23 protein-coding genes are annotated in these 25193 nt (G+C 60.0%); 14 read left to right on the top strand and 9 right to left on the bottom strand.

The window, feature by feature from the left end:
* Positions 1–136: 136 nt before the first annotated feature.
* A complete protein-coding gene (locus AC1Q8Q_RS02390) occupies positions 137–853 on the bottom strand; it encodes an SIMPL domain-containing protein (RefSeq protein ID WP_020796612.1) in 717 nt (238 codons plus the stop codon).
* A 300-nt stretch (positions 854–1153) separates the two neighbouring features.
* On the opposite strand from AC1Q8Q_RS02390, the gene AC1Q8Q_RS02385 reads away from it, so the two are divergent.
* The 4 genes from AC1Q8Q_RS02385 to AC1Q8Q_RS02370 all read left to right on the top strand — a co-directional run bounded on the left by AC1Q8Q_RS02385 (position 1154) and on the right by AC1Q8Q_RS02370 (position 5631).
* Positions 1154–2416, top strand: a complete 1263-nt coding sequence (locus tag AC1Q8Q_RS02385) for an ATP-binding protein (protein WP_020796613.1) — start codon at positions 1154–1156, stop codon at positions 2414–2416.
* Complete coding sequence (locus tag AC1Q8Q_RS02380; RefSeq protein WP_008057484.1) at positions 2409–2969, top strand: response regulator transcription factor; 561 nt, start codon at positions 2409–2411, stop codon at positions 2967–2969. The genes AC1Q8Q_RS02385 and AC1Q8Q_RS02380 overlap by 8 nt, the downstream gene beginning before the upstream one ends.
* Before the next feature lie 97 nt (positions 2970–3066).
* Positions 3067–4794 carry an ABC transporter ATP-binding protein/permease gene (locus AC1Q8Q_RS02375; RefSeq protein WP_492614776.1) on the top strand — a complete coding sequence of 576 codons (1728 nt, stop codon included), beginning with the start codon at positions 3067–3069 and terminating at the stop codon, positions 4792–4794.
* 87 nt (positions 4795–4881) lie between these two features.
* On the top strand, positions 4882–5631 hold the full coding sequence (locus AC1Q8Q_RS02370) for a FadR/GntR family transcriptional regulator (RefSeq protein ID WP_042955306.1): 750 nt from the start codon (positions 4882–4884) through the stop codon (positions 5629–5631).
* A 15-nt stretch (positions 5632–5646) separates the two neighbouring features.
* Here the strand turns inward: AC1Q8Q_RS02370 and AC1Q8Q_RS02365 are convergent, their stop codons facing one another.
* The gene (locus AC1Q8Q_RS02365; RefSeq protein ID WP_050511563.1) at positions 5647–6006 is read right to left on the bottom strand and encodes a hypothetical protein; all 360 of its coding nucleotides are present in this window, start codon (positions 6004–6006) and stop codon (positions 5647–5649) included.
* Positions 6007–6413: 407 nt separating this feature from the next.
* Here AC1Q8Q_RS02365 and kdgD point away from each other — a divergent pair, with 407 nt between their 5' ends.
* The 5 genes from kdgD to AC1Q8Q_RS02340 all read left to right on the top strand — a co-directional run bounded on the left by kdgD (position 6414) and on the right by AC1Q8Q_RS02340 (position 13037).
* On the top strand, positions 6414–7325 hold the full coding sequence (gene kdgD, locus AC1Q8Q_RS02360) for a 5-dehydro-4-deoxyglucarate dehydratase (RefSeq protein WP_020796617.1): 912 nt from the start codon (positions 6414–6416) through the stop codon (positions 7323–7325).
* A gap of 59 nt (positions 7326–7384) precedes the next feature.
* Positions 7385–8824: an aldehyde dehydrogenase family protein gene (locus AC1Q8Q_RS02355; RefSeq protein WP_020796618.1), complete on the top strand. Its 1440-nt coding sequence runs from the start codon at positions 7385–7387 to the stop codon at positions 8822–8824.
* Between the two features lie 165 nt (positions 8825–8989).
* The gene (locus AC1Q8Q_RS02350) at positions 8990–10360 is read left to right on the top strand and encodes an MFS transporter (protein WP_168757235.1); all 1371 of its coding nucleotides are present in this window, start codon (positions 8990–8992) and stop codon (positions 10358–10360) included.
* 11 nt (positions 10361–10371) lie between these two features.
* Entirely contained in the window at positions 10372–11925 is a 1554-nt protein-coding gene (gene garD, locus AC1Q8Q_RS02345) for a galactarate dehydratase (RefSeq protein WP_168757236.1), read from the top strand.
* 170 nt (positions 11926–12095) lie between these two features.
* Complete coding sequence (locus AC1Q8Q_RS02340) at positions 12096–13037, top strand: AEC family transporter (protein ID WP_020796621.1); 942 nt, start codon at positions 12096–12098, stop codon at positions 13035–13037.
* Here the strand turns inward: AC1Q8Q_RS02340 and AC1Q8Q_RS02335 are convergent.
* The 7 genes from AC1Q8Q_RS02335 to gatC form a co-directional block, all read right to left on the bottom strand.
* Complete coding sequence (locus AC1Q8Q_RS02335) at positions 13034–14521, bottom strand: PhoPQ-activated pathogenicity-related family protein (protein WP_454866564.1); 1488 nt, start codon at positions 14519–14521, stop codon at positions 13034–13036. The genes AC1Q8Q_RS02340 and AC1Q8Q_RS02335 overlap by 4 nt on opposite strands.
* Before the next feature lie 243 nt (positions 14522–14764).
* Entirely contained in the window at positions 14765–15136 is a 372-nt protein-coding gene (locus AC1Q8Q_RS02330) for a carboxymuconolactone decarboxylase family protein (RefSeq protein ID WP_020796623.1), read from the bottom strand.
* Positions 15133–16194, bottom strand: coding sequence for a calcium/sodium antiporter (locus AC1Q8Q_RS02325; RefSeq protein WP_020796624.1), 1062 nt, complete (start codon positions 16192–16194; stop codon positions 15133–15135). Before AC1Q8Q_RS02325 ends, AC1Q8Q_RS02330 begins: the two co-directional genes overlap by 4 nt.
* 50 nt (positions 16195–16244) lie before the next feature.
* Positions 16245–16616, bottom strand: coding sequence for a septal ring lytic transglycosylase RlpA family protein (locus AC1Q8Q_RS02320; RefSeq protein ID WP_020796625.1), 372 nt, complete (start codon positions 16614–16616; stop codon positions 16245–16247).
* A 165-nt stretch (positions 16617–16781) separates the two neighbouring features.
* Complete coding sequence (gene gatB / locus AC1Q8Q_RS02315) at positions 16782–18227, bottom strand: Asp-tRNA(Asn)/Glu-tRNA(Gln) amidotransferase subunit GatB (RefSeq protein ID WP_020796626.1); 1446 nt, start codon at positions 18225–18227, stop codon at positions 16782–16784.
* Between the two features lie 10 nt (positions 18228–18237).
* The gene (gene gatA / locus AC1Q8Q_RS02310; protein ID WP_020796627.1) at positions 18238–19689 is read right to left on the bottom strand and encodes an Asp-tRNA(Asn)/Glu-tRNA(Gln) amidotransferase subunit GatA; all 1452 of its coding nucleotides are present in this window, start codon (positions 19687–19689) and stop codon (positions 18238–18240) included.
* Positions 19690–19705: 16 nt separating this feature from the next.
* Positions 19706–19993 (bottom strand): Asp-tRNA(Asn)/Glu-tRNA(Gln) amidotransferase subunit GatC, encoded by a 288-nt coding sequence (gatC, locus tag AC1Q8Q_RS02305; RefSeq protein WP_008054345.1) that lies wholly within the window; start codon positions 19991–19993, stop codon positions 19706–19708.
* Positions 19994–20204: 211 nt separating this feature from the next.
* Between gatC and mreB the strand changes: the two genes are divergently transcribed.
* The 5 genes from mreB (at position 20205) to rng (ending at position 25143) form a co-directional block, all read left to right on the top strand.
* Positions 20205–21242 (top strand): rod shape-determining protein MreB, encoded by a 1038-nt coding sequence (gene mreB, locus AC1Q8Q_RS02300; protein ID WP_002555108.1) that lies wholly within the window; start codon positions 20205–20207, stop codon positions 21240–21242.
* Positions 21243–21383: 141 nt separating this feature from the next.
* Positions 21384–22517 (top strand): rod shape-determining protein MreC, encoded by a 1134-nt coding sequence (gene mreC, locus AC1Q8Q_RS02295; protein ID WP_080725290.1) that lies wholly within the window; start codon positions 21384–21386, stop codon positions 22515–22517.
* Positions 22517–23008: a rod shape-determining protein MreD gene (mreD, locus tag AC1Q8Q_RS02290; RefSeq protein ID WP_008054347.1), complete on the top strand. Its 492-nt coding sequence runs from the start codon at positions 22517–22519 to the stop codon at positions 23006–23008. The genes mreC and mreD overlap by 1 nt, the downstream gene beginning before the upstream one ends.
* 32 nt (positions 23009–23040) lie before the next feature.
* On the top strand, positions 23041–23637 hold the full coding sequence (locus AC1Q8Q_RS02285) for a Maf family protein (protein WP_033040138.1): 597 nt from the start codon (positions 23041–23043) through the stop codon (positions 23635–23637).
* Between the two features lie 48 nt (positions 23638–23685).
* Positions 23686–25143: a ribonuclease G gene (rng, locus tag AC1Q8Q_RS02280; protein ID WP_020796631.1), complete on the top strand. Its 1458-nt coding sequence runs from the start codon at positions 23686–23688 to the stop codon at positions 25141–25143.
* Positions 25144–25193: the final 50 nt, after the last annotated feature.

Genomic DNA, 25193 nt, shown 5'->3' with positions numbered 1-25193 from the left:
GAAATGTCCTTGAGAGCATAGAACAAGATCAAAAGATCGCCCGAACGCGCCCGAGACTGCGTCAGTTCCTGCAGGGGGCGCAAAAAAAACGGCGATCAGTTGAGTGATCGCCGTTTTTGTAATTCATGTCATCGAATCAAGGCATCAGCACTTCAATCGAGCCATCGGCCGTCATGCTGACCTGGCTGGTGCCGGCTTCCACTTCCGGCGTCACTGGAGCGGCATCCATGCTGGCGGCTTTCATCATCATCGGCCCGCGCATATACGGTTGTGGATAACCGTTGCTGTTGAGGTTCAGGTTGACGATTTTGTAGCCCTTGCCACCCAGGGCGTCGGTGGCCAATTGGGCACGGGCCTTGAAGGCGCTAACGGCGTCCTTGAGCAGGGCGTCTTCGCTGGCTTTGCGGGTTGGCGTGGCGATGGCGAAGTCCATGCCGCCCATTTTCAGGTCGGTGAGGAGTTCGCCGGTCAGCTTCGACAGTGCGGCGAAGTCCGAGCTTTCCAGGCGCAGTTCAGCGCGTTCGCGCCAGCCAGTGATCTTCTGACCCTTGGTGTCGTAGATCGGGTAGCTGTTGCGGCTGCCCTGACGCAGGGTGATGTCCTTGACCTGCTTGGCCTGAGCCAGGGCCTTGTTCATGGTGGTGCTGACGTCCGCGGCAAGTTTGGCCGGGTCGGTATTCTGCTCTTCGGTGTAGAGGGTCACGATCATCAGGTCGCGAGCCACTTCCTGGCTGACTTCGGCGCGCAGGGAAATCTGGTTGTAATGAAGCTCGTCGGCGGCCAGGGCCGGAAGGGCGGCGAGAGTGCCGGCACTCAGGGCGAGGAGGGCGGCGCTACGGCGGAATGTGTGCATGAAGGCTCCTAAGTGGGTGCGCAGGTTGTGTCCCTGCGTGAACCCATCAGACTCTAGCGTTGATGATCTGGTTCGCACAGTTACAACTTCTATACAGGTGTACATCACCCCCTGTAGGAGCGAACATGCTCGCGATGAACCCGAGAGCACCGCGGGGTGCCAGATTCCCAGCGTTATCGTTGACGATCATCGCGAGCGTGCTCGCTCCTGCATGTGGCCGTTTGCCGCACTTTCGCCTGTCAGCCCCCGCGCTTGGTTATACTCCCGTCGATCCGCCTGGAGCGCTCATCAGGAGAGCTCATGCTCGCCCCCGTCCAAATTACTTCCGCCACGCGCCAGAATCTCTGGCGGTTGACGTTTATCCGCACCTTGGTCCTGGCCGCTCAAGCCGGTTCCGTAGGCCTGGCCTACTGGCTCGAACTGCTGCCACTGCCCTGGTTCCAACTGGCCGCGACGCTCGGCTGTTCGATGCTGCTGTGTGCTTTCACGGCCATTCGGCTGCGCACCACTTGGCCGGTCACCGAGCTCGAATACGCGGTGCAACTGGCCTGCGATCTGTTTATCCACAGCGCATTACTGTATTTCTCGGGGGGGTCGACCAACCCCTTCGTCTCTTATTACCTGGTGCCGCTGACCATCGCGGCAGTGACCTTGCCATGGCGTTACTCGGTGATTCTGTCGGGCATCGCCTTGACCCTGTATACCTTGCTGCTCGCACGCTTCTATCCGCTGCAAACCTTCCCGATCGCCCGGGAAAACCTGCAGGTGTACGGGATGTGGTTGAGCTTCGCCCTGGCGGCGGCAGTCATCACGTTCTTCGCCGCGCGCATGGCCGAAGAGCTGCGTCGCCAGGAAGAGTTGCGGGCCATCCGCCGGGAAGAAGGCCTGCGCGACCAGCAACTGCTGGCAGTCGCCACCCAGGCGGCGGGCGCTGCCCATGAGCTGGGTACACCGCTGGCAACCATGAGCGTGTTGCTCAAGGAGATGCAACAGGACCATCCTGACCCGATGCTGCAGGATGACCTGAAGGTGCTGCAGGACCAGGTCAAGTTGTGCAAAGAGACCTTGCAGCAGCTTGTTCGAGCGGCGGAAGCCAATCGCCGGCTGGCGGTGGAGATGCAGGACGTCACCGACTGGCTCGACGAAGCGCTCAATCGCTGGCACCTGATGCGCCCGGAAGCCAGTTATCGCTTCCAGCGCCTTGGCCAGGGCACGGTGCCGCGCATGGCGCCGCCGCCGGACCTGACCCAGGCGTTGCTCAATTTGCTCAACAACGCGGCGGATGCCTGTCCCGAGGGGCTGCAAGTTACCCTGGACTGGAATGCAGAGGATTTGACCATCAGCATCCGCGACCACGGTGCCGGTGTGCCGCTGGCCATCGCCGAGCAGATCGGCAAGCCATTTTTTACCACCAAGGGCAAAGGTTTCGGCCTGGGCCTGTTTTTGAGCAAGGCCAGCGTGACACGCGCCGGCGGCTCAGTGAAACTCTACAGTCATGAGGAAGGCGGCACGCTCACCGAGCTGCGCCTGCCCCACGGCGCCCGAGGAGACCAACATGAGTGACGAAATCCAAGTCGAAGGCGAAGAACTGCCGCATTTGCTGCTGGTCGACGACGACGCGACCTTTACCCGGGTGATGGCCCGCGCCATGGCCCGCCGTGGCTTTCGCGTCAGCACTGCCGGTTCCGCTGAAGAGGGGCTGACCATCGCCCAGGCCGACCTGCCGGACTATGCCGCCCTGGACCTGAAAATGGATGGCGATTCCGGTTTGGTATTGCTGCCCAAGCTGCTGGAAATGGACCCGGAAATGCGCGTGGTGATCCTCACCGGTTATTCGAGCATCGCCACCGCCGTGGAGGCGATCAAGCGTGGCGCCTGCAACTACCTGTGCAAACCGGCCGACGCCGACGACGTGCTGGCCGCGCTGTTGTCCGAACACGCCGACCTCGACAGCCTGGTGCCGGAAAACCCGATGTCCGTGGACCGCCTGCAGTGGGAACACATCCAACGCGTGTTGACCGAGCACGAAGGCAACATCTCCGCCACCGCCCGCGCCCTGGGCATGCACCGCCGCACGCTGCAGCGCAAACTGCAGAAGCGCCCGGTTCGTCGCTGAACCAGCGCTGAACGAATGCGGGCCGCTCCTCGCGACAAACCGAACCGATCATCTATGATCGGTTCGTGCACGTACTTTTTCTTATCGAGCCTTATCCATGAATCAGAACGCTGAGTACTCCGCGGTCAATGATGTTGTGCGCGGGCAGTTTTTCCGAAAAGTCTGGGCGATGATCACGCCTTACTGGCGCAGTGAAGAAAAGGTCAAGGCCTGGACGTTGCTGATCGCAGTGATTGCGCTGTCGTTGATGGGGGTGGGGATCTCGGTGTGGTTCAACACCTGGTACAAGGATTTCTACAATGCCTTGCAGCAAAAGGACGAGGCGGCATTCTGGCGGCTGATCCTGTATTTCTGCGCGATTGCCGCGGTGGCGATTGTCGGTGCGGTGTACCGGCTCTACCTTACACAGATGCTGACGATTCGCTGGCGGGCGTGGCTCACCGAAAAACATTTCGCTCGTTGGCTGAGCAACAAGAACTATTACCAACTGGAGCAGGGCGGTTACACCGATAACCCGGACCAGCGCATTTCCGAAGACCTCAACAATTTCACCTCCGACACCTTGAGCCTGGGCGTTGGGCTGCTGCGCAATATCGTCAGCCTGGTGTCGTTCTCGATCATCCTCTGGGGTGTTTCGGGGAGCATCGAAGTGTTCGGTGTGACCATTCCCGGCTATATGTTCTGGTGCGTACTGGTCTACGCGGTGGTAGGTAGCTGGCTGACGCATTTGATCGGTCGCCGGTTGATCGGCCTGAATAACCGCCAGCAACGCTTCGAAGCCGACCTGCGTTTTTCCATGGTACGGGTTCGCGAGAACGCTGAAAGCATCGCGTTGTACAACGGCGAGCCCAACGAGAACCGCCGCTTGACCCATCGCTTCTCGATGGTCTGGCACAATTTCTGGGACATCATGAAGGTGTCCAAGCGCCTGACCTTCTTCACGTCCGGTTACGAGCAGGCGGCCATCATCTTTCCCTTCATGGTTGCCGCGCCGCGTTACCTGTCGGGCAAGATCGAACTGGGCGAGCTGATGCAGATCAGTTCGGCGTTCGGCAATGTCCAGGACAGCTTCAGCTGGTTTATTACCGCCTACCAGAGCCTCGCCTCATGGCGCGCCACCTGCGATCGTCTGCTCAGCTTCCGTCAGGCGATGACGGACAACGAGCAACGCGCCCCGGCCATCGACGTGCAGAACTCGGGATCAGCCTTGAAGGTGCACAACCTCGGCCTCGACCTGGCTGACGGTCGCCACCTGTTGACCAATAGCGACATGACCGTGCAAGAGGGTGAGCGCGTAATGCTCAGCGGTCGTTCAGGCAGCGGCAAGTCGACCTTGCTGCGGGCGATGGGGCACCTGTGGCCTGCGGGGCACGGCAGTATTCGCCTGCCAGCGGCGCGCTATCTGTTCCTGCCGCAAAAACCTTACTTGCCGATCGGCACACTGCGTGAGGCGCTGAGTTATCCACAGGCCGGCGATACCTATCCGAATGAGCGCTACGTGCACGTCCTGGAAACCTGCCGCCTGCCGCACCTGGTGGCGCGCCTCGACGAAGCCAATCACTGGCAGCGCATGTTGTCGCCGGGTGAGCAGCAACGCCTGGCCTTTGCGCGTGCGTTGCTTTACGCCCCGCAATGGCTGTACATGGACGAAGCGACTTCAGCGATGGATGAAGAAGACGAAGCGTCGCTGTATCAGGCGCTGATCGATGAGTTGCCAGGGCTGAGTATCGTCAGCGTCGGGCATCGCAGCAGCCTCAAGCGGTTCCACCCACGGCATGTTCGTATCGAGAACGGCCATCTGGTGGATCAGACCGTGACCGCATAAGCACCGCGCCCCCTGTAGGTGATCGTACAACCGCGTTGCGCTATGATGCGGTTTCAGCAGCCGAATTTGTCGAGACAGATGTTCACCATGGAAAACCCGAACGCCTCACCACGCCTCCCTCGCAAGCGCCGCAGCCTCGCTCAGGAACTGGTGACGGTGCTGTCCGAGCAGATCCGCGATGGTCACCTCAAGCGTGGCGACAAGTTGCCCACAGAGTCGGCGATCATGGATGCCCATGGCGTCAGCCGCACGGTGGTGCGCGAGGCGATTTCCCGTTTGCAGGCGGCCGGTCAGGTGGAAACCCGTCACGGCATCGGCACCTTCGTGCTTGATACCCCGAGCCCGAGTGGTTTTCGCATCGACCCGGCGACCGTCGTCACCCTGCGTGATGTGCTGGCCATCCTGGAACTGCGCATCAGCCTCGAAGTGGAGTCCGCCGGCCTGGCCGCGCAACGTCGCAGCCCCGAGCAGTTGGCGCTGATGCGCGCGGCGCTGGATGCCCTCAATGAAAGTGTTTCCCACGCCAGCGATGCCGTGGCCTCGGACTTCCAGTTCCACCTGCAGATTGCCCTGGCGACCGGCAACCGCTACTTCACCGACATCATGACTCACCTGGGCACCAGCATTATCCCGCGCACTCGCCTCAACTCCGCGCGACTGGCCCATGACGACCAGCAGCACTACATGAATCGCCTGAGCCGCGAGCACGAAGAGATCTACGACGCGATCGCCCGCCAGGACTCCGATGCGGCGCGTGCGGCCATGCGCTTGCACCTGACCAACAGCCGCGAGCGGTTGCGTCATGCCCATGAAGAGGCTGAGGCGCAGCGCGGTTGAAACCGGCGGCTTGAGTTACGGCTCTATGCGTAGCTCGAGAGGGTAGGAGCTGGTCACATCACCTGACTCGTTGCAGCTTTGGTAGCGTAGCTGTACGAACTTGTTCACCCATTTCCCTAACTCATCCTTGGATACGTCCGTACTAAAATCCTGCGCTCTTTCCACCTCTCCGGACTCCTCATTCCATCGTGCGAACTGGGCGTAGGGACCGGTCCAGTCCGGTTCCTCGGCATCATCCCCCAAAATGGCACGGACATTGTGCTCCAGTTGTATATCAGCCGAATTCGGGATGCTGATTGCCAGTGCGCCTTTCAGCTTCGACAGCAGTACGACATTGGTGGCGAGATCTTTAAGACCGGGGACTGGATGCGTCATGGCGAGCCTCTTTCTGGTCGAGTCTGGCCACAGGTTGATGGCCGTGGAGCGTTTTATCTCCCATGGCCGCTTCGACCGTAACTGTTAGAAATATCAGTCACGACGAATGGCGTCCGTACCACAGCTTCCTCGATTCTTTCAGTTGTCGAGAGAGGCATTACGACAACGTATGACCTCGTGCCACACAAGCGGCTTATAAATAATCCATATCCATTTTTCCTTAAAACGCCTGAAAGCCCCGTGATTCAAGGTGTTTTCAGTGGAGTACAGTGGTTCCCTTGCCCACAGGATTTGCACTGGAGATGAAATGCAGTTGACGATTGTATTTTAAGTTGTACGATGACCTACAACTTCAGCGCAGGCTGAACGGTTTTTCACACAACGTCGCTACCCAGGGTGTTCGAATAATGAATCCACAAGAACTGAAGTCCATCCTCTCTTCCGGTCTGCTGTCTTTCCCGGTCACCGATTTCAATGCCCAGGGCGATTTCAATCGCGCTGGCTATATCAAGCGCCTGGAGTGGCTGGCCCCGTACGGCGCCTCGGCTTTGTTCGCCGCGGGCGGCACCGGTGAGTTCTTCTCCCTGGCGGCCAGCGAATACTCGGAAATCATCAAGACAGCCGTCGACACCTGCGCCACCAGCGTGCCGATCCTCGCCGGTGTCGGCGGTTCGACCCGCCAGGCCATCGAATACGCCCAGGAAGCCGAGCGTCTGGGGGCCAAAGGCCTGCTGCTGCTGCCGCACTATCTGACCGAAGCCAGCCAGGACGGCGTTGCCGCTCACGTTGAAGCCGTGTGCAAGTCGGTCAATATCGGCGTGGTGGTCTACAACCGTAACGTCTGCCGCCTGAACGCGCCGCTGTTGGAACGTCTGGCCGAGCGTTGCCCGAACCTGATCGGCTACAAGGATGGCCTGGGTGATATCGAGTTGATGGTGTCGATCCGTCGCCGCCTCGGAGATCGTTTCAGCTACCTGGGTGGTCTGCCGACCGCCGAAGTCTACGCCGCAGCCTATAAGGCGCTGGGCGTACCGGTGTACTCCTCGGCGGTGTTCAACTTCATCCCGAAAACCGCGATGGATTTCTACCACGCCATCGCCCGTGAAGATCACGCCACCGTCGGCAAGATCATCGACGACTTCTTCCTGCCGTACCTGGACATCCGTAACCGCAAAGCCGGTTACGCGGTGAGCATCGTCAAGGCCGGGGCCAAGATTGCCGGTTATGACGCGGGCCCTGTGCGTGCGCCGCTGACCGATCTGACCGGCGAAGAGTACGAAATGCTCGCCGCGCTGATCGACAAGCAGGGCGCGCAATAACAATGATCAAACCGAAGCCGCTGAGCGATCAGCGGCTTTTTGCGTGAGGAGAACGACTCGTGACAAAGCGCTACGACAACTACATCAACGGTGAATGGGTCGCCGGTGCCGATTACTCGGTCAACATCAACCCGTCCGAACTGAGCGACGCCATCGGCGATTACGCCAAGGCTGATCTGGCTCAGGTCCACGCCGCCATCGACGCCGCCCGTGCCGCATTCCCGGCGTGGTCGGTTTCGGGCATTCAGGCCCGTCACGATTCCCTGGATAAAGTCGGTAACGAGATCCTCGCCCGCCGCGAAGAACTCGGCACCCTGCTGGCCAGGGAAGAGGGCAAGACCCTGCCCGAAGCCATCGGCGAAGTGACCCGCGCCGGCAACATATTCAAGTTCTTCGCCGGTGAATGCCTGCGCCTGTCCGGCGACTACCTGCCGTCGGTGCGTCCGGGCGTCAATGTTGAAGTCACCCGCGAAGCCCTGGGTGTGGTCGGCCTGATCACACCGTGGAATTTCCCGATAGCGATCCCCGCCTGGAAAATCGCTCCGGCCCTGGCCTACGGCAACTGCGTGGTGTTGAAACCGGCTGATCTGGTGCCGGGCTGCGCCTGGGCGCTTGCGGAAATCATCTCCCGCGCAGGCTTCCCGTCCGGTGTCTTCAACCTGGTGATGGGCAGCGGTCGTGTGGTTGGCGATGCACTGGTCAACAGCCCGAAAGTCGACGGCATCAGCTTCACCGGTTCCGTGGGTGTCGGTCGTCAGATCGCCGTGAATTGCGTGTCGCGCCAGGCCAAGGTGCAGCTGGAAATGGGTGGCAAGAACCCGCAGATCATTCTCGACGACGCCGACCTCAAGCAAGCGGTCGAGCTGTCGGTACAGAGCGCGTTCTACTCCACCGGCCAGCGTTGCACGGCATCGAGTCGCTTCATCGTCACCGCCGGGATCCACGACCAGTTCGTCGAAGCCATGGCTGAGCGCATGAAATCGATCAAGGTGGGTCACGCATTGAAAGCCGGCATCGACATCGGTCCGGTGGTGTCGCAAGCGCAGCTTGAACAGGACATGAAATACATCGACATCGGCCAGTCCGAAGGTGCGCGCCTGGTCAGTGGCGGTGGCCTGGTGACCTGCGACACCGAAGGCTACTTTCTCGCGCCAACACTGTTTGCCGACAGCCAAGCCTCGATGCGCATCAGCCGCGAAGAGATCTTCGGCCCGGTGGCCAACATCGTTCGCGTAGCCGATTACGAAGCCGCACTGGCCATGGCCAACGACACCGAGTTCGGTCTGTCGGCGGGCATCGCCACCACTTCCTTGAAGTATGCCAACCACTTCAAGCGCCACTCCCAGGTCGGGATGGTGATGGTCAACCTGCCGACCGCCGGCGTGGATTACCACGTTCCGTTCGGCGGGCGTAAAGGTTCATCCTATGGATCACGTGAGCAAGGTCGCTATGCGCAAGAGTTCTACACGGTCGTAAAAACGGCCTACGTCGGCTCCTGATACACCGCAATACCTTGTAGGAGCCGGCTTGCTGGCGATGCAGGCACCGCGGGGTGTCATTTACACCGCGGCGACGCGATCGCCAGCAATCGAGCGTCGACCGGCCGTTCCTACAGGCTGCAACGTTATTACCCGCATAAAAATAATCAGTGGGAGTACATCTACATGCAATCGACCAAGAAGCCGACTCACGTCCGCTATTTGATCCTGCTCATGCTGTTTCTGGTGACCACGATCAACTACGCCGACCGCGCCACCATTGCCATCGCCGGCTCCAGCCTGCAAAAAGACCTGGGCATTGACGCAGTCACCCTCGGCTATATCTTCTCCGCATTCGGTTGGGCCTACGTGGCCGGGCAAATTCCCGGTGGCTGGCTGCTGGACCGTTTCGGTTCGAAAAAAATCTATGCACTGAGCATCTTCACCTGGTCGCTGTTCACCGTGTTACAGGGTTATGTCGGCGAGTTTGGCATGTCCACGGCGGTGGTTGCGCTGTTCATGCTTCGCTTTCTCGTCGGTCTGGCCGAAGCGCCGTCCTTCCCCGGCAACGCACGAATCGTCGCGGCCTGGTTCCCGACCGCTGAACGTGGCACCGCTTCAGCGATCTTCAACTCGGCGCAATACTTTGCCACGGTGTTGTTCGCACCGCTGATGGGCTGGATCGTCTACAGCTTCGGCTGGCAGCACGTGTTCATCGTCATGGGCGTGATCGGCATCATTTTCTCGGGCATCTGGCTGAAGGTTATCCACAGCCCGCGCCAGCACCCGATGATCAACGACGCCGAGTTCAAGCACATCGCCGACAACGGCGGCATGGTTGACATGGACCAGGACAAAGGCAAGGGCAAGAAGGGCGACGGTCCGAAGTGGGACTACATCCGCCAGTTGCTGACCAATCGCATGATGTTGGGCGTATACCTCGGCCAATACTGCATCAACGGCATCACTTACTTCTTCCTGACCTGGTTCCCGGTGTACCTGGTTCAAGAGCGCGGCATGACCATCCTCAAGGCCGGTTTCATCGCCTCGTTGCCGGCGATCTGCGGCTTCATCGGCGGTGTGCTCGGCGGGGTGATTTCCGATTACCTGCTGCGCAAAGGCCATTCCCTGACCTTCGCCCGCAAGGCGCCGATCATCGCCGGCCTGCTGGTCTCCAGCAGCATCGTCGCGTGCAACTACGTGGACGTTGAGTGGATGGTCGTGGGCTTCATGGCGCTGGCATTCTTCGGCAAAGGCGTGGGTGCCTTGGGTTGGGCGGTGGTGTCCGATACTTCACCGAAGCAGATCGCCGGTCTTAGCGGTGGCCTGTTCAACACCTTCGGCAACCTGGCGTCCATCACCACGCCGATCGTCATTGGCTACATCATCAGTTCTACTGGTTCGTTCAAATGGGCGCTGGTGTTTGTCGGTTGCAACGCACTGGTCGCGGTGTTCAGCTACCTGGTGATCGTCGGTCCGATCAAGCGTGTGGTGCTCAAGGAACCGCCGGTCAACGGTCCTGAAGCATCCGGTAAATTGTCTCAAGCGCATTCCTGAGGAGCGGCGTCATGCAGTTGATTGAACATTCCGATTCGCCGCGCTACATCCGCCTGCACGAGCGAGACAACGTGGTGATCGTGGTCAATGACCAGGGGGTGCCGGCCGGCACCGAGTTTTCCGATGGCCTGGTCACCGTCGACTTCGTGCCACAGAGCCACAAGGTCACCCTGGAGGACATTCCCGAGGGTGGCCAGGTGATTCGTTACGGGCAGGTCATCGGCTACGCCCTGCAGCCGATTCCCCGTGGCAGTTGGGTCAAGGAAGATCAATTGCGCATGCCGACCGCGCCGCCGCTGGACAGCCTGCCGCTGTCCACCGAGGTGCCGGCCGCGCAGGCACCGCTTGAAGGCTTCACCTTCGAGGGTTATCGCAACGCCGACGGCACCGTCGGCACGCGCAACATTCTGGGTATCACCACTACGGTGCAATGCGTCACCGGCGTGCTGGATCACGCGGTCAAGCGCATCAAGGAAGAGCTTCTGCCCAAGTACCCGCACGTCGATGACGTGGTGGCGCTGACCCACAGCTATGGCTGTGGCGTGGCGATCACCGCCACCGACGCCGACATCCCGATTCGCACTGTGCGTAACCTGGCGCGCAACCCGAACCTGGGTGGCGAAGCGCTGGTGATCAGCCTGGGTTGTGAAAAATTGCAGGCCGGGCAGGTGATGCACGAGGGCGATGCCTCGGTGGATCTGAGCGAGCCGTGGTTGTATCGCCTGCAGGATTCCAGTCACGGTTTTACCGAGATGATCGAGCAGATCATGGAGCTGGCTGAAACCCGTTTGAAGAAGCTCGATCAACGTCGCCGGGAAACCGTGCCCGCGTCCGAGCTGATCCTGGGCATGCAGTGTGGCGGCAGCGACGCGTTTTCCGGGATTACCGCCAACCCGGCGCTGGGCTATGCCTCGGACCTGTTGTTGCGTGCGGGTGCGACGGTGATGTTTTCCGAAGTCACCGAAGTGCGCGATGCGATCTACCTGCTGACCTCCCGTGCGCAAACCAAAGAAGTTGCCCAGGAGCTGGTACGGGAAATGGACTGGTACGACCGTTACCTGGCCAAGGGCGAAGCGGACCGTAGCGCCAACACCACGCCGGGCAACAAGAAGGGCGGTTTGTCGAACATTGTCGAGAAGTCCCTGGGTTCGATCGTCAAGTCCGGTAGCAGCGCCATCACGGGTGTGCTCGGCCCAGGCGAACGGTTCAAGGAAAAAGGCCTGATTTTCTGCGCGACCCCGGCCAGTGACTTTGTCTGCGGCACGTTGCAGTTGGCGGCGGGCATGAACCTGCACGTGTTTACCACGGGCCGCGGCACGCCTTACGGGTTGGCCATGGCGCCGGTGGTGAAGGTATCGACCCGGACCGAACTGGCGCAGCGCTGGCCGGATCTGATCGACATCGACGCCGGGCGTATTGCCACCGGGCGCGCATCCATCGAGGAACTTGGCTGGGAGTTGTTCCACTACTACCTGGATGTAGCCAGTGGCAAGCAGCAGACGTGGGCTGAAAAGCACAAGCTGCATAACGACATCACGTTGTTCAACCCGGCGCCGATTACGTAATAAGATCGTTCCCATGCTCCGCGTGGGAATGCAGTCAGGGACGCTCTGCGTCCCAAAGCGTGACGCGGAGCGTCACAAGAGGCATTCCCACGCAGGGCGTGGGAACGATCCGGGTGAAAGTGGCTTATCATTAGCCTCCTAACGACGCCCACCTCAAGGTCCTCCCCGGCATGCTGGCAATTTTCCTCGAAACCCTGAACATCACCGCACCGGTGTTCGCCATGCTGTTTCTGGGGGTGTTGCTCAAGCGCATCGACTGGATCAACGACAACTTCATTCACACCGCCTCGTCCCTGGTGTTCAACGTCACCATGCCGGCACTGCTGTTTCTGGGCATCCTGCACGCCGACTTGCACGCCGCATTGCAACCGGCCCTGCTGATCTACTTCTCCCTCGCGACCCTGGTGTGCTTTGCCATCGCCTGGGGCTGGGCGATCTTCAGGTGCCCGCGTGAAGACCGGGGGATCTACACCCAGGGCGCTTTTCGCGGTAACAACGGGGTGATCGGCCTGGCACTGGCCGCGAGCATGTACGGCGACTACGGGATATCCCTCGGGGCGATCCTGGCGGCGCTGGTGATTCTGTTCTACAACACCCTCTCGACCATTGTGCTGGCGGTGTACAGCCCGGTAATCAAGTCCGATCCATGGAGCATCTGCAAAAGCGTGATCAGTAACCCGCTGATCATCAGCGTGATTGCGGCCGCGCCCTTTGCTTACTTCAAGATCAGCTTGCCAGGATGGCTGGAGACGTCCGGCCAGTATCTGGCGCAAACCACCTTGCCGTTGGCGTTGATTTGCATCGGCGGCACGCTGTCACTGGCGGCGATGCGAAAAAGTGGCTCGATGGCGCTCAGTTCAAGTCTGTTGAAGATGCTCGGCCTGCCAATCCTGGCGACCCTGGGCGCGTGGCTCTGGGGCTTTCGCGGTGCGGAGCTGGGGATTCTGTTCCTGTACTTCGGCAGCCCGACCGCCGCCGCCAGTTTCGTCATGGCCCGGGCAGCGAATGGCAATCATGAACTGGCGGCGGCGATCATTGTGCTCACCACGCTGATGGCGGCGGTGACCACCAATGTCGGGATCTTTTTGTTGCAGTGGGGGGGCTGGATTTAGCGCTTGGCCAGGTCGGGTAGGGTTTTACACGTGGGCCCGTTCTCTGGAGGGGCAGCGGTCGGGTAGTGCTCAGGCATGATTTGCACCGGTGTGGTGACGACAAAACCATCGGCGAAGGTCGCCTCTAGAAATGTCGCAGCCCAGCCCTGCTCGGGTGTTTCCATATGCACCTGTGCCTGCAACGGGGTGGAAGGGGTGATATGCAGGGGCTGATAGCGAATTGCGCAAGCATCCCGGAAGTCTCGAGCCGTCGGATTCACGGCGGTCCACTGAGTCACCTGGGCAGGCGGCTCGCTGAACTGCAACGAAACGGATTTGCCGGTGCCGTGGGTTGTTGTGCTAGTCGTCAGGGAGGGTAGCGGGCGATTTTGCTGCCATCGGTTGACTACGGTAATAAGCGAGCTTTCAACGAATTGCCGAATCCCGCCGTGGCTGGAATTGGGAGCGACCCGTAGGCTTTTCGGCCCGGGCAGACGGTCGAAATAGAAGTCTGTGTTATCTGGAACGAAAAAGTCATCACTACTGGCGTTGACGATGTACTTCGCAATTGACAGCCGCTCGGCATAGGCGCTGTCCAGATAAGCCAAGGGGTCCTCGATGGTCATCAGTTTCTGGAAGTTTTCGCTGTGCCGCCTCTGGATCACCTCTTCACGGTGATAGTCATAGAATGCCAGCGGCCAGTTTTTTCCAAAGGTTTGAAAGGTATGTTCGAACACTTTGTCTGAGCCGAGAATATCAATGACAAAGGGTACGACCGCGTTGACGCGCTCATCCGCAATAGCGGTGAGCCAGGCCACCCAAGCGCGTTTCGACAAGCCACTGGCGATGAATCGTTCGACTTTCCAAGGTTTGAGTTCTTTCTGGGCAAGGTCCATCGCCTTGACCATGGAAGCCATCATCGGCAAATGAACGGACATGTAGGGGCGCGCTTCGGGATTTTCGAGAAATAACTTCCAGCTATGGGCGACGCTTGAGTCTTCTGTACGGGCAATCCCGTCGTCGGCGTAAGTGAGATATTGATTGGGGATATTACTGAGAGAGATGACGATTGTCCGAGTTCTACGTGCAACTTCCAGGGCCATGGATTGAGTGAAATCCGTAGGTTCAGTTTCGACCTTGTTTCCAGCGGGAATATTGGTGCCGTTATTCGCTACCAATATTGCTTGCTCAAGGTTGGCATTATGCGGGATATAAATATCGACACTATGTTTCCATTGTTTCGGACTGACTAGCCCTTCGGGTGACCACTGCTGAGCCGAAAGCTCAAAGCTGCGCTTTTCTACGCCCGGAAAGAGTTGAATGCCTTTTGCAGCGTAGAGTAATGGCTTTGACGCTTCCTGGTTTTTGTAGCAATTTAGCACTTCGCTGAAATCTTGGATTGGTACTGAGCACCTGTCTACCAAGGTTTCGGCATGTGCAGCGGGGCTTGCCAGTGCAAGGGTTATCAGTATGTTCTGGACCGTGGCAAAAAAGGCGGGTCGCATTGAATCTTCTCGCTTGTTTCAAGTTGTTTAGGAATTGCTGTGACGGTTTTTTTGCGATGGGAGAAGATTGTCTTTGTATTATCGATATGGAAAGGTTTTTCGGGCGTGTTATTTTTCGAGATATTTATATTTGGAAAGTATCGGTGCAAATATGCATCCGTCGGATTTCAGGCAGTCGAAAACATTCGACGGGGCGCCGCAGTCAATTACGTTCCCGTCGAACGAAGTTTTAAACGAGGAGGGTTACTGATATTGCTCGATAACTTCCTGCGCCGCCCGAAACGCATCAATCGCCGCTGGGACACCGGCATACACCGCGCAATGCAGTAGCGCTTCGCGTATCTCTTCCACGGTGCAGCCGTTGTTCAGCGCCCCGCGCACGTGGCCTTTCAATTCCTGCGGGCACTTCAGCGCCGTCAGCGCTGCGAGCGTGATCAGGCTGCGGGTTTTCAAGGGCAGGCCTTCGCGATTCCAGACTCCGCCCCAGGCATGTTCGTTGACGAAATCCTGCAGCGGCTGGGTGAACTCCGTAGCGTTGCCCAGTGCGCGGTCGACAAAGGTGTCGCCCATCACTTGGCGACGTACTTCAACGCCGGTTTTCTTGTTCTCGGTCATGGCAATTCCCTCTTATGGTGTTGGCGACGCCAGGCGCGCAATGACGTGAACAACAAGAACGCCACGAGCGCTGGCAGGACGAAAAACAGCATCAGGTGTTCAAGCTTGCCGGCCAGCGGCATGCCGGTGGTGAACGACACCACGTGCAGTCCGTAAGCCAGGTACAAGCCCAGGAACAGCAGGCCTTCGGCGCGGGTCACGCGGTAACCGGAATAGAACACCGGCAGGCATAGCACCGCGACGCCAAGCATTACCGGCAGGTCGAAATCCAGGGCGTTTGGCGATACCGACAGCGGCGCTGGCGCGACTAACGCGGTCAGGCCCAGCACACCCAGGAGGTTGAACAAATTGCTGCCAATCACGTTGCCCACGGCAATATCACGCTCGCCGCGCATCGCGGCGATCAACGAAGTGGCGAGCTCAGGCAGTGATGTGCTGACAGCGACGATGGTCAGGCCGATGATCCGCTCCGACAGCCCAAGATCGGTGGCGACCGCAACGGCAGCCCCCAACAGCAGGTGCCCGGCGTACACCAGCATCGCCAGCCCGGCGATAATCATCAGCAGGCTGCTCAGCCATGGCGCCTGGCCGTTGTGCTCATGGCTCGAAACCGGGCGCGCCGAATGCCGTGACTGGCGCAGCAACAAGCCCAGGTAAATCGCCAGTGCCATCAACAGCATCACGCCGTCGGCACGGGTCAGTTCTTCATTCCAGGCGAGTACGAATACCAGCAGGCTGGCGCCGATCATCAGGGGAATATCCAGGCGCACCAGTTGGCGTGACACCCGCAACGGGATGATCAGCGCCGACAATCCGAGGGTGACGAGGATGTTGAAAATGCTGCTGCCGATCACACTGCCGACGGCAATGTCGGCGTTGTGCGCCAAGGTGGCTTGCAAGCTGACCGCCATCTGCGGTGCGCTGCTGCCGAGGGCGACGATGGTCAGGCCGATGATCAGTGGGCGTACATGCAGGCGTGCTGCCAGGCGCACGGCAGCGCGCACCATCAGTTCGGCGCCGGCGATCAGCAACGCCAGCCCGCTGAGCAATTCAATCACGCTGATCAGGGGTAAATCGGCTAGTCCGAAAATGGTCGGGGCTCCGTCGGTCAGTCGAGGGCTTGCACGCGAACCCGCGCGGTGCCGCTCTTGAGCATGCCCAGTCGTTCGGCGGCTTCATGGGACAAATCAATCAGGCGGCCACGGGTGTGCGGGCCACGATCATTGATGCGCACTACGCAGGATCTGTCGTTTTTCAGGTTGGTGACCTTCACCCGTGTACCGAAGGGTAGCTGGCGATGGGCGGCGGTCAGGGAATTCTTGTCGAAACGCTCGCCACTGGCGGTGCGTTTGCCTTGGTGTTTGGCGCCGTAATAGGAGGCAACGCCGGTTTTGTCATAGCCGTGCGGGTCGACGGTGTCGGTGCTGGCGCAACCGGCGAGCAGGGAGAGCAGGGCGCAAAGTCCAAGTAGGCGCTTCATAGAAGTTTTCCCGAAACAAAAAGTGAGAGCGACGGTGCGGCGATCCGACCTGCTCGCGAATGCCAATCTGACAGTCAATTTTGTGTTGAGTGCCAAACCCCATTCGCGAGCAGGCTCGCTCCCACAGTAAAATGGAGCCAGATTTTAGAGCTGGCTCCATTCCGGTCAGCCTTCGAGCTTGCTTTTCAGCAGTTCGTTGACCTGTTGCGGGTTGGCCTTGCCTTTCGATGCCTTCATGGCTTGGCCGACGAAGAAGCCGAACATCTTGCCGCGCTTGGCTTCGTCTGCCGCGCGGTATTGCTCGACCTGCTCGGCATTGGCCGCGAGCATTTCGTCCAGCACCGCCGAGATCGCGCCGGTGTCGGTCACTTGCTTGAGGCCGCGCTTTTCGATGATCTCGTCTGCGCTGCCTTCGCCGTTGGCCATGGCTTCGAACACCACCTTGGCGATCTTGCCGGAGATGGTGTTGTCCTTGATGCGCAGCAGCATGCCGCCCAGTTGCTCGGCCGAAACCGGCGACTGCTCGATATCCAGGCCTTGCTTGTTGAGCAGGCTGCCCAGTTCAACCATGACCCAGTTGGCCGCCAGCTTGGCGTCGCCGCCGATGCTCGCGACCTTCTCGAAGTAGTCGGCTTGTTCGCGGCTGGTGGCCAGCACGCTGGCGTCATAGACCGACAGACCGAATTGCTCCTGGAAACGCTCGCGTTTCTGCGGTGGCAATTCGGGCAGGGTGGCGCGCACGTCGTCGAGGAACGAGTTTTCGATCACGACAGGCAGCAGGTCCGGATCGGGGAAGTAACGGTAGTCGTTGGCTTCCTCCTTGCTGCGCATCGGACGGGTTTCGTCCTTGTTCGGATCGTACAGGCGGGTCTGCTGGATCACCTTGCCGCCGTCTTCGATCAGCTCGATCTGACGCTGGATTTCGCTGTTGATCGCCTTCTCGATGAAGCGGAACGAGTTGACGTTCTTGATCTCGCAGCGCGTACCGAACTCGACCTGGCCCTTTGGACGGATCGATACGTTGCAGTCGCAACGCAGCGAACCTTCGGCCATGTTGCCGTCGCAGATGCCCAGGTATCGCACCAGTGCGTGGATCGCCTTGACGTAAGCCACGGCTTCCTTGGCGCTGCGCATGTCTGGCTCGGAAACGATCTCCAGCAGTGGCGTGCCCGCGCGGTTCAGGTCGATGCCGGTGGCACCGTTGAACTCTTCGTGCAGGCTCTTGCCGGCGTCTTCTTCCAGGTGCGCGCGGGTGATGCCGACACGTTTGACCGTACCGTCTTCCAGGGCGATGTCCAGGTGGCCCTTGCCGACGATCGGCAATTCCATCTGGCTGATCTGGTAGCCCTTGGGCAGGTCCGGGTAGAAGTAGTTCTTGCGTGCGAACACGTTGTGCTGGCCGATCTCGGCGTCAATCGCCAGGCCGAACATCACCGCCATGCGCACCGCTTCCTGGTTCAGCACCGGCAGTACGCCGGGCATGCCCAGGTCTACGAGGCTGGCCTGGGTGTTCGGCTCGGAACCGAAGGTGGTGGAACTACCGGAAAAGATTTTCGACCGGGTGGTGAGCTGGGTGTGAATCTCCAGCCCGATCACGACTTCCCATTGCATGTGTGTCTCCTCAGAAGCCGGTTGGGGTGCGGGTGTGCCAGTCAGTGTTCAACTGGTACTGGTGCGCAACGTTGAGCAAGCGGCCTTCCTGGAAATACGGAGCGAGCAGCTGCACGCCTACTGGCAAACCATCGACAAAACCGGCCGGCATCGACAGGCCTGGCAGGCCGGCGAGGTTGGCGGTGATGGTGTAGACGTCTTCCAGGTAGGCAGCGACCGGGTCGCTGTTCTTGGCGCCGAGCTTCCAGGCCGGGTTTGGCGTGGTTGGGCCGAGAATGATGTCGACCTCGTTGAAGGCCGCCATGAAGTCGTTCTTGATCAAGCGACGAATCTTCTGCGCCTTCAGGTAGTAGGCGTCGTAGTAGCCGGCGGACAGGGCGTAGGCGCCGACCATGATGCGGCGCTGCACTTCTGTGCCGAAACCTTCGCCACGGGAGCGCTTGTACAGGTCTTCCAGGTTTTTCGGGTCTTCGCAGCGATAGCCGAAGCGCACGCCATCGAAACGCGACAGGTTGGAAGAGGCTTCCGCCGGGGCGATCACGTAGTACGCAGGAATCGCGTGCTGCATGTTTGGCAGGCTGATTTCCTTGATCACGGCACCGAGCTTTTTCAGCTCTTCGACGCTGGCCATCACCAGGTCGGCGATGCGCGGGTCGAGACCGGCGCTGAAATACTCTTTCGGCACGCCGATGCGCAGCCCTTGCAGCGAACCGTTGAGGCTGGCGCTGTAGTCCGGCACGGGTTCATCGATGCTGGTCGAGTCGTTCGGATCGAAGCCGGCCATACCTTGCAACAATATTGCGCAGTCTTCGGCAGTGCGCGCCAACGGACCGCCCTGATCGAGGCTGGACGCGTAGGCGATCATGCCCCAACGCGATACGCGACCGTACGTCGGTTTCAGGCCTGTGAGGTTGGTCAGCGCCGCTGGCTGGCGGATCGAACCGCCGGTATCGGTGCCAGTGGCGGCAGGCAACAGGCGAGCGGCCACTGCAGCCGCGGAGCCGCCGGAGGAACCGCCCGGCACGTATTCCAGGTTCCACGGGTTTTTCACCGCGCCGTAGTAGCTCGACTCGTTGGCCGAGCCCATGGCGAATTCGTCCATGTTGGTCTTGCCCAGGGTCACGGCCCCGGCAGCGGCCAGCTTGGCGACGACGGTGGCGTCGTACGGTGCCTTGAAGTTGTCGAGCATCTTCGAGCCGCAACTGGTGCGGATGCCCTGGGTGCAGAACAGGTCCTTGTGGGCGATCGGCGCACCCAGCAGGGCGCCGCTCTCACCATTGGCCCGGCGGGCATCAGCGGCTTTCGCCTGCGTGAGCGCCAGGTCTTCAGTGAGGCTGATGAAGCTGTTGAGCTGTGGGTCGAGCTGGGCGATGCGCGCCAGCAGGACTTTGGTCAGCTCTTCGGAGGAAAACTTTTTATCGGCGAGTCCGCGGGCGATCTCGGCCAGAGTCAATTGATGCATTGCAGGCTCTTTCCCTTTAGTCGATGACTTTCGGAACCAGGTACAGGCCGTTTTCGACCGCTGGTGCGATGGACTGGTAGGCCTCGCGATTGTTGCTCTCGGTCACGACGTCTGCACGCAGGCGCTGGCTGGCTTCCAGTGGGTGGGCGAGCGGCTCGATACCATCGGTATTCACCGCCTGCATTTCGTCGACCAACCCGAGAATGCTGTTGAGGGCCGAAGTGATGTGTGGAAGATCGGCATCATTGAGGCCAAGGCAGGCCAGATGAGCGATTTTTTCCACGTCGGAGCGTTCAAGCGCCATTGGGATTCTCCAGTGGAAAACAAGACGGACGGCGTCCGTGTGTTAGATTGTCGGAACACTACCGCACTTCTACGGTCATATGGCCGCGATTGTGGGGTTTGGTGCACAGAAAAACGGCCAATTTAACATATTGGCGCCTTGCCCAAAATCCCTGTCGTTGTTAGAGTTTGCCGCACTTTTTTACCCACGCGTTGCCTAGGGTCCCTTTCCCATGTTCAAGAAACTGCGTGGCATGTTTTCCAGCGATCTTTCCATTGACCTGGGCACTGCCAACACCCTTATTTACGTGCGTGAGCGCGGTATCGTCCTGAATGAGCCATCGGTTGTGGCCATTCGGACACACGGTAACCAGAAAAGTGTCGTTGCTGTCGGCACCGAAGCGAAGCGCATGTTGGGCCGTACGCCGGGCAATATTGCTGCCATTCGTCCGATGAAAGACGGCGTGATCGCCGACTTCAGCGTCTGCGAAAAGATGCTGCAGTATTTTATCAACAAGGTTCATGAAAACAGCTTCCTGCAGCCTAGCCCTCGAGTGCTGATCTGCGTCCCATGCAAGTCCACCCAGGTTGAACGTCGCGCCATCCGTGAATCGGCGCTCGGTGCCGGTGCCCGTGAAGTGTTCCTGATCGAAGAGCCGATGGCTGCTGCGATCGGTGCCGGTTTGCCGGTTGAAGAAGCCCGCGGTTCGATGGTCGTGGATATCGGTGGCGGTACCACCGAAATCGCGCTGATCTCGCTGAATGGCGTGGTCTATGCCGAATCCGTACGGGTAGGTGGCGACCGTTTCGACGAAGCGATCATCACGTATGTGCGTCGCAACTACGGCAGCCTGATCGGTGAGTCCACTGCCGAGCGCATCAAGCAGGAAATCGGTACCGCTTACCCGGGTGGCGAAGTTCGCGAAGTCGACGTTCGTGGCCGCAACCTGGCCGAAGGCGTTCCACGCGCATTCACCCTGAACTCCAACGAAGTGCTCGAAGCGCTGCAAGAGTCGCTGGCGACCATCGTTCAGGCCGTGAAGAGCGCGCTGGAGCAGTCGCCGCCGGAGCTGGCTTCCGACATCGCCGAGCGTGGCCTGGTGTTGACCGGTGGTGGCGCCTTGCTGCGTGACCTCGACAAGCTGCTGGCACAGGAAACCGGCCTGCCGGTGATCGTTGCCGAAGACCCGTTGACCTGCGTTGCTCGCGGCGGTGGCCGTGCATTGGAAATGATGGATAAACACACCATGGACCTGCTCTCCAGCGAATAAGTCGCCGGATCGCCTCTATGCTGTGAGCGCGCAGGCGGCACTTTGCAGTGCTGCCTGTTCGCGTTTATCTTCTGTCGTCTGCATCCAGGCCGGTTTGATGCCGTATGAATAAAGAGAACATTTGCCTGGGAGGAGCGGCTTATTAAACCGCTTTTCACCAAGGGTCCCTCACTGGGCGTGCGCTTGTTGGTGCTGGTCGTGCTGTCGGTCGCGCTGATGGTGGTCGATGCCCGCTTCACACTGCTCAAGCCAGTGCGTAGCCAGATGTCGCTGGTGTTGATGCAGTCTTACTGGATCACCGACCTGCCGCAGCGGCTATGGCAGGGTGTGGCCAGCCAGTTTGGCAGCCGCACCGAACTGATCGCCGAAAACGAAAAGCTCAAGAGCGAAAACCTGCTGTTGCAGGGGCGCATGCAAAAGCTTGCCTCCCTTACCGAGCAGAACGTTCGGCTGCGCGAGTTGCTCAACTCTTCGGCACTGGTGAACGAAAAGGTCGAAGTGGCTGAGTTGATCGGCATGGACCCCAACCCATTCACCCATCGCATCATCATCAACAAGGGTGAACGCGACGGCGTGGTGCTCGGGCAGCCGGTGCTCGATGCCCGTGGCCTGATGGGCCAGGTGGTCGAGTTGATGCCCTACACCTCCCGGGTCCTGCTGCTGACCGATTCCACCCACAGCATTCCGGTGCAGGTCAACCGCAACGGCCTGCGCGCCATTGCCAGCGGCACCGGCAACCCGGAACGCCTCGAATTGCGCCACGTGGCCGATACCGCCGATATCAAGGAAGGCGACCTGTTGGTCAGCTCCGGCCTGGGCCAGCGTTTCCCGGCAGGTTACCCGGTGGCGACGGTCAAGGAAGTGATCCATGACTCCGGCCAGCCGTTCGCCATTGTTCGCGCCGTACCGACCGCCGCCTTGAACCGCAGCCGTTATTTGCTGCTGGTGTTCAGCGACACTCGCACTGCCGAGGAGCGCGCCAACGACGCTGCCCAGGCCCAGGAAAGCCTGGATGCGCAGGGTGGGGGGCCGATCATTCCGGCGACCGTGCCGAGACCGGCGGTTGTACCGGCAGCAGTCGCGGCTCCGGCTGTTCCGGCGACGCCAGCGGCTACTCCGGCGGTCACGACCCCGGCCAAGCCTGCCGCCAAACCCACCACGACTGCACCCGCCAAGCCACCGGCGACACAACCCGCTGTCGTCAAGCCCGTTGCTGTCAAGCCTGCTGCCAAACCGCCTGTCTCCGCACCGGCTACCACTGGGGGACGAGAATAATGGTCGGTGTCACAGCTTCTCGAAACGGCTGGATCGTCTGGCTGACATTTGCCGTCGGCATGTTGCTCAGCGTATCGCCGCTGCCGCAATTCATGGAGATCCTGCGCCCCCTGTGGCTGGCCTTGCTGCTGGCGTTCTGGGCACTGGCGCTGCCGCAGAAAGTCGGGATGGTCACCGCCTGGTGCCTGGGCTTGGCCGAGGACGTGCTGTACGGCACGCTGCTGGGCCAGAATGCATTGATCCTGACGCTCATCACCTACCTGGTGCTGGCGCTGCAACAACGCCTGCGAATGTTCCCGATGTGGCAGCAGAGCCTGGTGATCCTGGTGATCTTCGGCCTCGCCCAGCTGGTGCAACTATGGCTCAGCGCCTTGACTGGCAATCGTCAGCCAACCCTGGCCCTGGTATTGCCGGCACTGGTCAGCGCGTTGCTCTGGCCCTGGGTCAGCTTCGGTTTGCGCGGATTGCGTCGACGCTACAAAATCAATTAATTCGTTCGGGCATTAGACAGGGAGAGGTCTTGATGAAACGGTTGTACCTCGCCTCTGGCTCACCGCGTCGGCGTGAACTGCTCACGCAGATCGGCGTGCCGTTCACCGCCATCAGCGCGGATATCGATGAAACCCCTTTGAATCATGAATCCCCGTCGGCCTATGTCGAGCGCTTGGCGCGTGGCAAGGCCGAGGCCGGACGCGGCGCAGTCGCGTCTGATGCGTCCTGCTGCGTGCTCGGTGCAGATACCGCCGTGGTGCTTGATGGAAAAATTCTTGGCAAACCGGTTGATGAAGGCGACGCGTGCGCCATGCTGAAGATGTTGTCCGGGCGCGAGCATCAGGTCCTGACCGCGATAGCGCTGCTCGATTTTGATCGTTGCGAGTCGTTGGTGGTCACCAGTCACGTACGTTTTCGTGAAATCAGCCCAGATGAAGCGGCGGCCTACTGGGCCAGCGGTGAACCTCGGGACAAGGCCGGTGGCTACGGCATTCAAGGGCTGGGCGCAGTGTTTGTCGCCGGGCTCACTGGGAGTTACTCGGCGGTGGTTGGACTGCCGCTGTGCGAAACCGCGCAACTGCTCGGCCATTTCGGCATACCCTGTTGGCAACCCAATAACGCACGCTAAGCGTCGTACCCGGCCATTATTGTGAACATGCCTGAACGAGACCCTGCCATGAGTGAAGAGATCCTGATCAACATCACGCCGATGGAATCGCGCGTGGCGGTGGTCGAAAACGGTGTCCTGCAAGAAGTTCATGTCGAGCGCACGCAAAAGCGCGGGATCGTCGGCAACATCTACAAAGGCAAGGTCGTGCGGGTATTGCCCGGCATGCAGGCGGCGTTCGTCGATATCGGCCTGGACCGCGCCGCGTTCATTCATGCATCCGAAATCTCCTTGCGTGAAGGTCCGGCCGTCGAGAGCATCAGCGCGTTGGTGCACGAAGGCCAGAGCCTGGTGGTGCAAGTCACCAAGGACCCCATCGGCTCCAAAGGTGCGCGCCTGACCACGCAGCTGTCGATTCCTTCTCGTTACCTGGTGTACATGCCGCGCACCGCCCACGTCGGTATTTCGCTGAAAATCGAAGACGAGGCCGAGCGCGATCGCCTCAAGCAAGTGGTCACCGATTGCGTGGCCAAGGAAGGCATCAAGGAAGCGGGCGGGTTCATCCTGCGCACGGCCGCCGAAGGGGCCGGTGCCGATGAAATCCTCATGGACATCCGCTACCTGCGCAGGCTATGGGACCAGATCAGCGAGCAGATCAAGACCATCAGCGCGCCGAGTGTGATCTATGAGGACCTCGGCTTGGCGCTGCGCACGCTGCGCGACCTGGTGAGCCCGAAGATCGAGAAGATTCGCATCGACTCCCGGGAAACTTTCCAGAAAACCACGCAGTTCGTCGCCGAATTGATGCCAGAGATCGCAGATCGTCTGGAGCACTATCCGGGCGAGCGACCGATTTTCGACCTGTACGGTGTCGAAGATGAAATCCAGAAGGCCCTTGAGCGCAAAGTCCCGTTGAAGTCCGGCGGTTATCTGGTGGTCGACCCGGCGGAAGCCATGAGCACCATCGACGTCAACACCGGTGCGTTCGTCGGGCATCGCAATCTTGAAGAAACCATCTTCAAGACCAACCTCGAAGCGGCGACCGCCATTGCCCGACAATTGAGGCTGCGCAACCTGGGCGGGATCATCATCATCGACTTCATCGACATGGAGGATGAAGAACACCAGCGCCAGGTCCTGCGCACGCTCGAGAAGCAACTGGAGCGCGACCACGCCAAGACCAACATCATCGGCATCACCGAGTTGGGCCTGGTGCAGATGACTCGCAAGCGCACCCGCGAAAGCCTCGAACAGGTCCTGTGCGAGCCGTGCACCAGTTGCCAGGGGCGCGGCAAGCTGAAAACCCCGGAAACCATTTGCTATGAAATCTTCCGCGAAATCCTGCGTGAGGCTCGCGCCTATCAGGCGGAAGGCTATCGTGTATTGGCGAACCAGCGGGTTGTCGATCGTCTGCTCGATGAGGAGTCGGGTAACGTCGCCGAACTTGAAGTATTTATCGGGCGCACCATCCGATTCCAGGTCGAAACCATGTATTCCCAGGAACAATACGACGTCGTGCTGCTCTGAACTGCTTCGTCCTGAATTTTCCTGAATGGCTGGCCTCAGCTTTCTGCAGA

Source organism: Pseudomonas sp. GW823-FHT06B06, from assembly GCF_058795195.1.
This window is presented reverse-complemented; position numbering and strand designations above follow the sequence as displayed.

Coding starts and splice junctions, on each gene's coding strand:
- AC1Q8Q_RS02390 (WP_020796612.1), bottom strand. CDS start 853: ATGCACACATTCCGCCGTAGCGCCGCCCTCCTCGCCCTGAGTGCCGGC.
- AC1Q8Q_RS02385 (WP_020796613.1), top strand. CDS start 1,154: ATGCTCGCCCCCGTCCAAATTACTTCCGCCACGCGCCAGAATCTCTGG.
- AC1Q8Q_RS02380 (WP_008057484.1), top strand. CDS start 2,409: ATGAGTGACGAAATCCAAGTCGAAGGCGAAGAACTGCCGCATTTGCTG.
- AC1Q8Q_RS02375 (WP_492614776.1), top strand. CDS start 3,067: ATGAATCAGAACGCTGAGTACTCCGCGGTCAATGATGTTGTGCGCGGG.
- AC1Q8Q_RS02370 (WP_042955306.1), top strand. CDS start 4,882: ATGGAAAACCCGAACGCCTCACCACGCCTCCCTCGCAAGCGCCGCAGC.
- AC1Q8Q_RS02365 (WP_050511563.1), bottom strand. CDS start 6,006: ATGACGCATCCAGTCCCCGGTCTTAAAGATCTCGCCACCAATGTCGTA.
- kdgD (WP_020796617.1), top strand. CDS start 6,414: ATGAATCCACAAGAACTGAAGTCCATCCTCTCTTCCGGTCTGCTGTCT.
- AC1Q8Q_RS02350 (WP_168757235.1), top strand. CDS start 8,990: ATGCAATCGACCAAGAAGCCGACTCACGTCCGCTATTTGATCCTGCTC.
- garD (WP_168757236.1), top strand. CDS start 10,372: ATGCAGTTGATTGAACATTCCGATTCGCCGCGCTACATCCGCCTGCAC.
- AC1Q8Q_RS02340 (WP_020796621.1), top strand. CDS start 12,096: ATGCTGGCAATTTTCCTCGAAACCCTGAACATCACCGCACCGGTGTTC.
- AC1Q8Q_RS02335 (WP_454866564.1), bottom strand. CDS start 14,521: ATGCGACCCGCCTTTTTTGCCACGGTCCAGAACATACTGATAACCCTT.
- AC1Q8Q_RS02330 (WP_020796623.1), bottom strand. CDS start 15,136: ATGACCGAGAACAAGAAAACCGGCGTTGAAGTACGTCGCCAAGTGATG.
- AC1Q8Q_RS02320 (WP_020796625.1), bottom strand. CDS start 16,616: ATGAAGCGCCTACTTGGACTTTGCGCCCTGCTCTCCCTGCTCGCCGGT.
- gatB (WP_020796626.1), bottom strand. CDS start 18,227: ATGCAATGGGAAGTCGTGATCGGGCTGGAGATTCACACCCAGCTCACC.
- gatA (WP_020796627.1), bottom strand. CDS start 19,689: ATGCATCAATTGACTCTGGCCGAGATCGCCCGCGGACTCGCCGATAAA.
- gatC (WP_008054345.1), bottom strand. CDS start 19,993: ATGGCGCTTGAACGCTCCGACGTGGAAAAAATCGCTCATCTGGCCTGC.
- mreB (WP_002555108.1), top strand. CDS start 20,205: ATGTTCAAGAAACTGCGTGGCATGTTTTCCAGCGATCTTTCCATTGAC.
- mreD (WP_008054347.1), top strand. CDS start 22,517: ATGGTCGGTGTCACAGCTTCTCGAAACGGCTGGATCGTCTGGCTGACA.
- AC1Q8Q_RS02285 (WP_033040138.1), top strand. CDS start 23,041: ATGAAACGGTTGTACCTCGCCTCTGGCTCACCGCGTCGGCGTGAACTG.
- rng (WP_020796631.1), top strand. CDS start 23,686: ATGAGTGAAGAGATCCTGATCAACATCACGCCGATGGAATCGCGCGTG.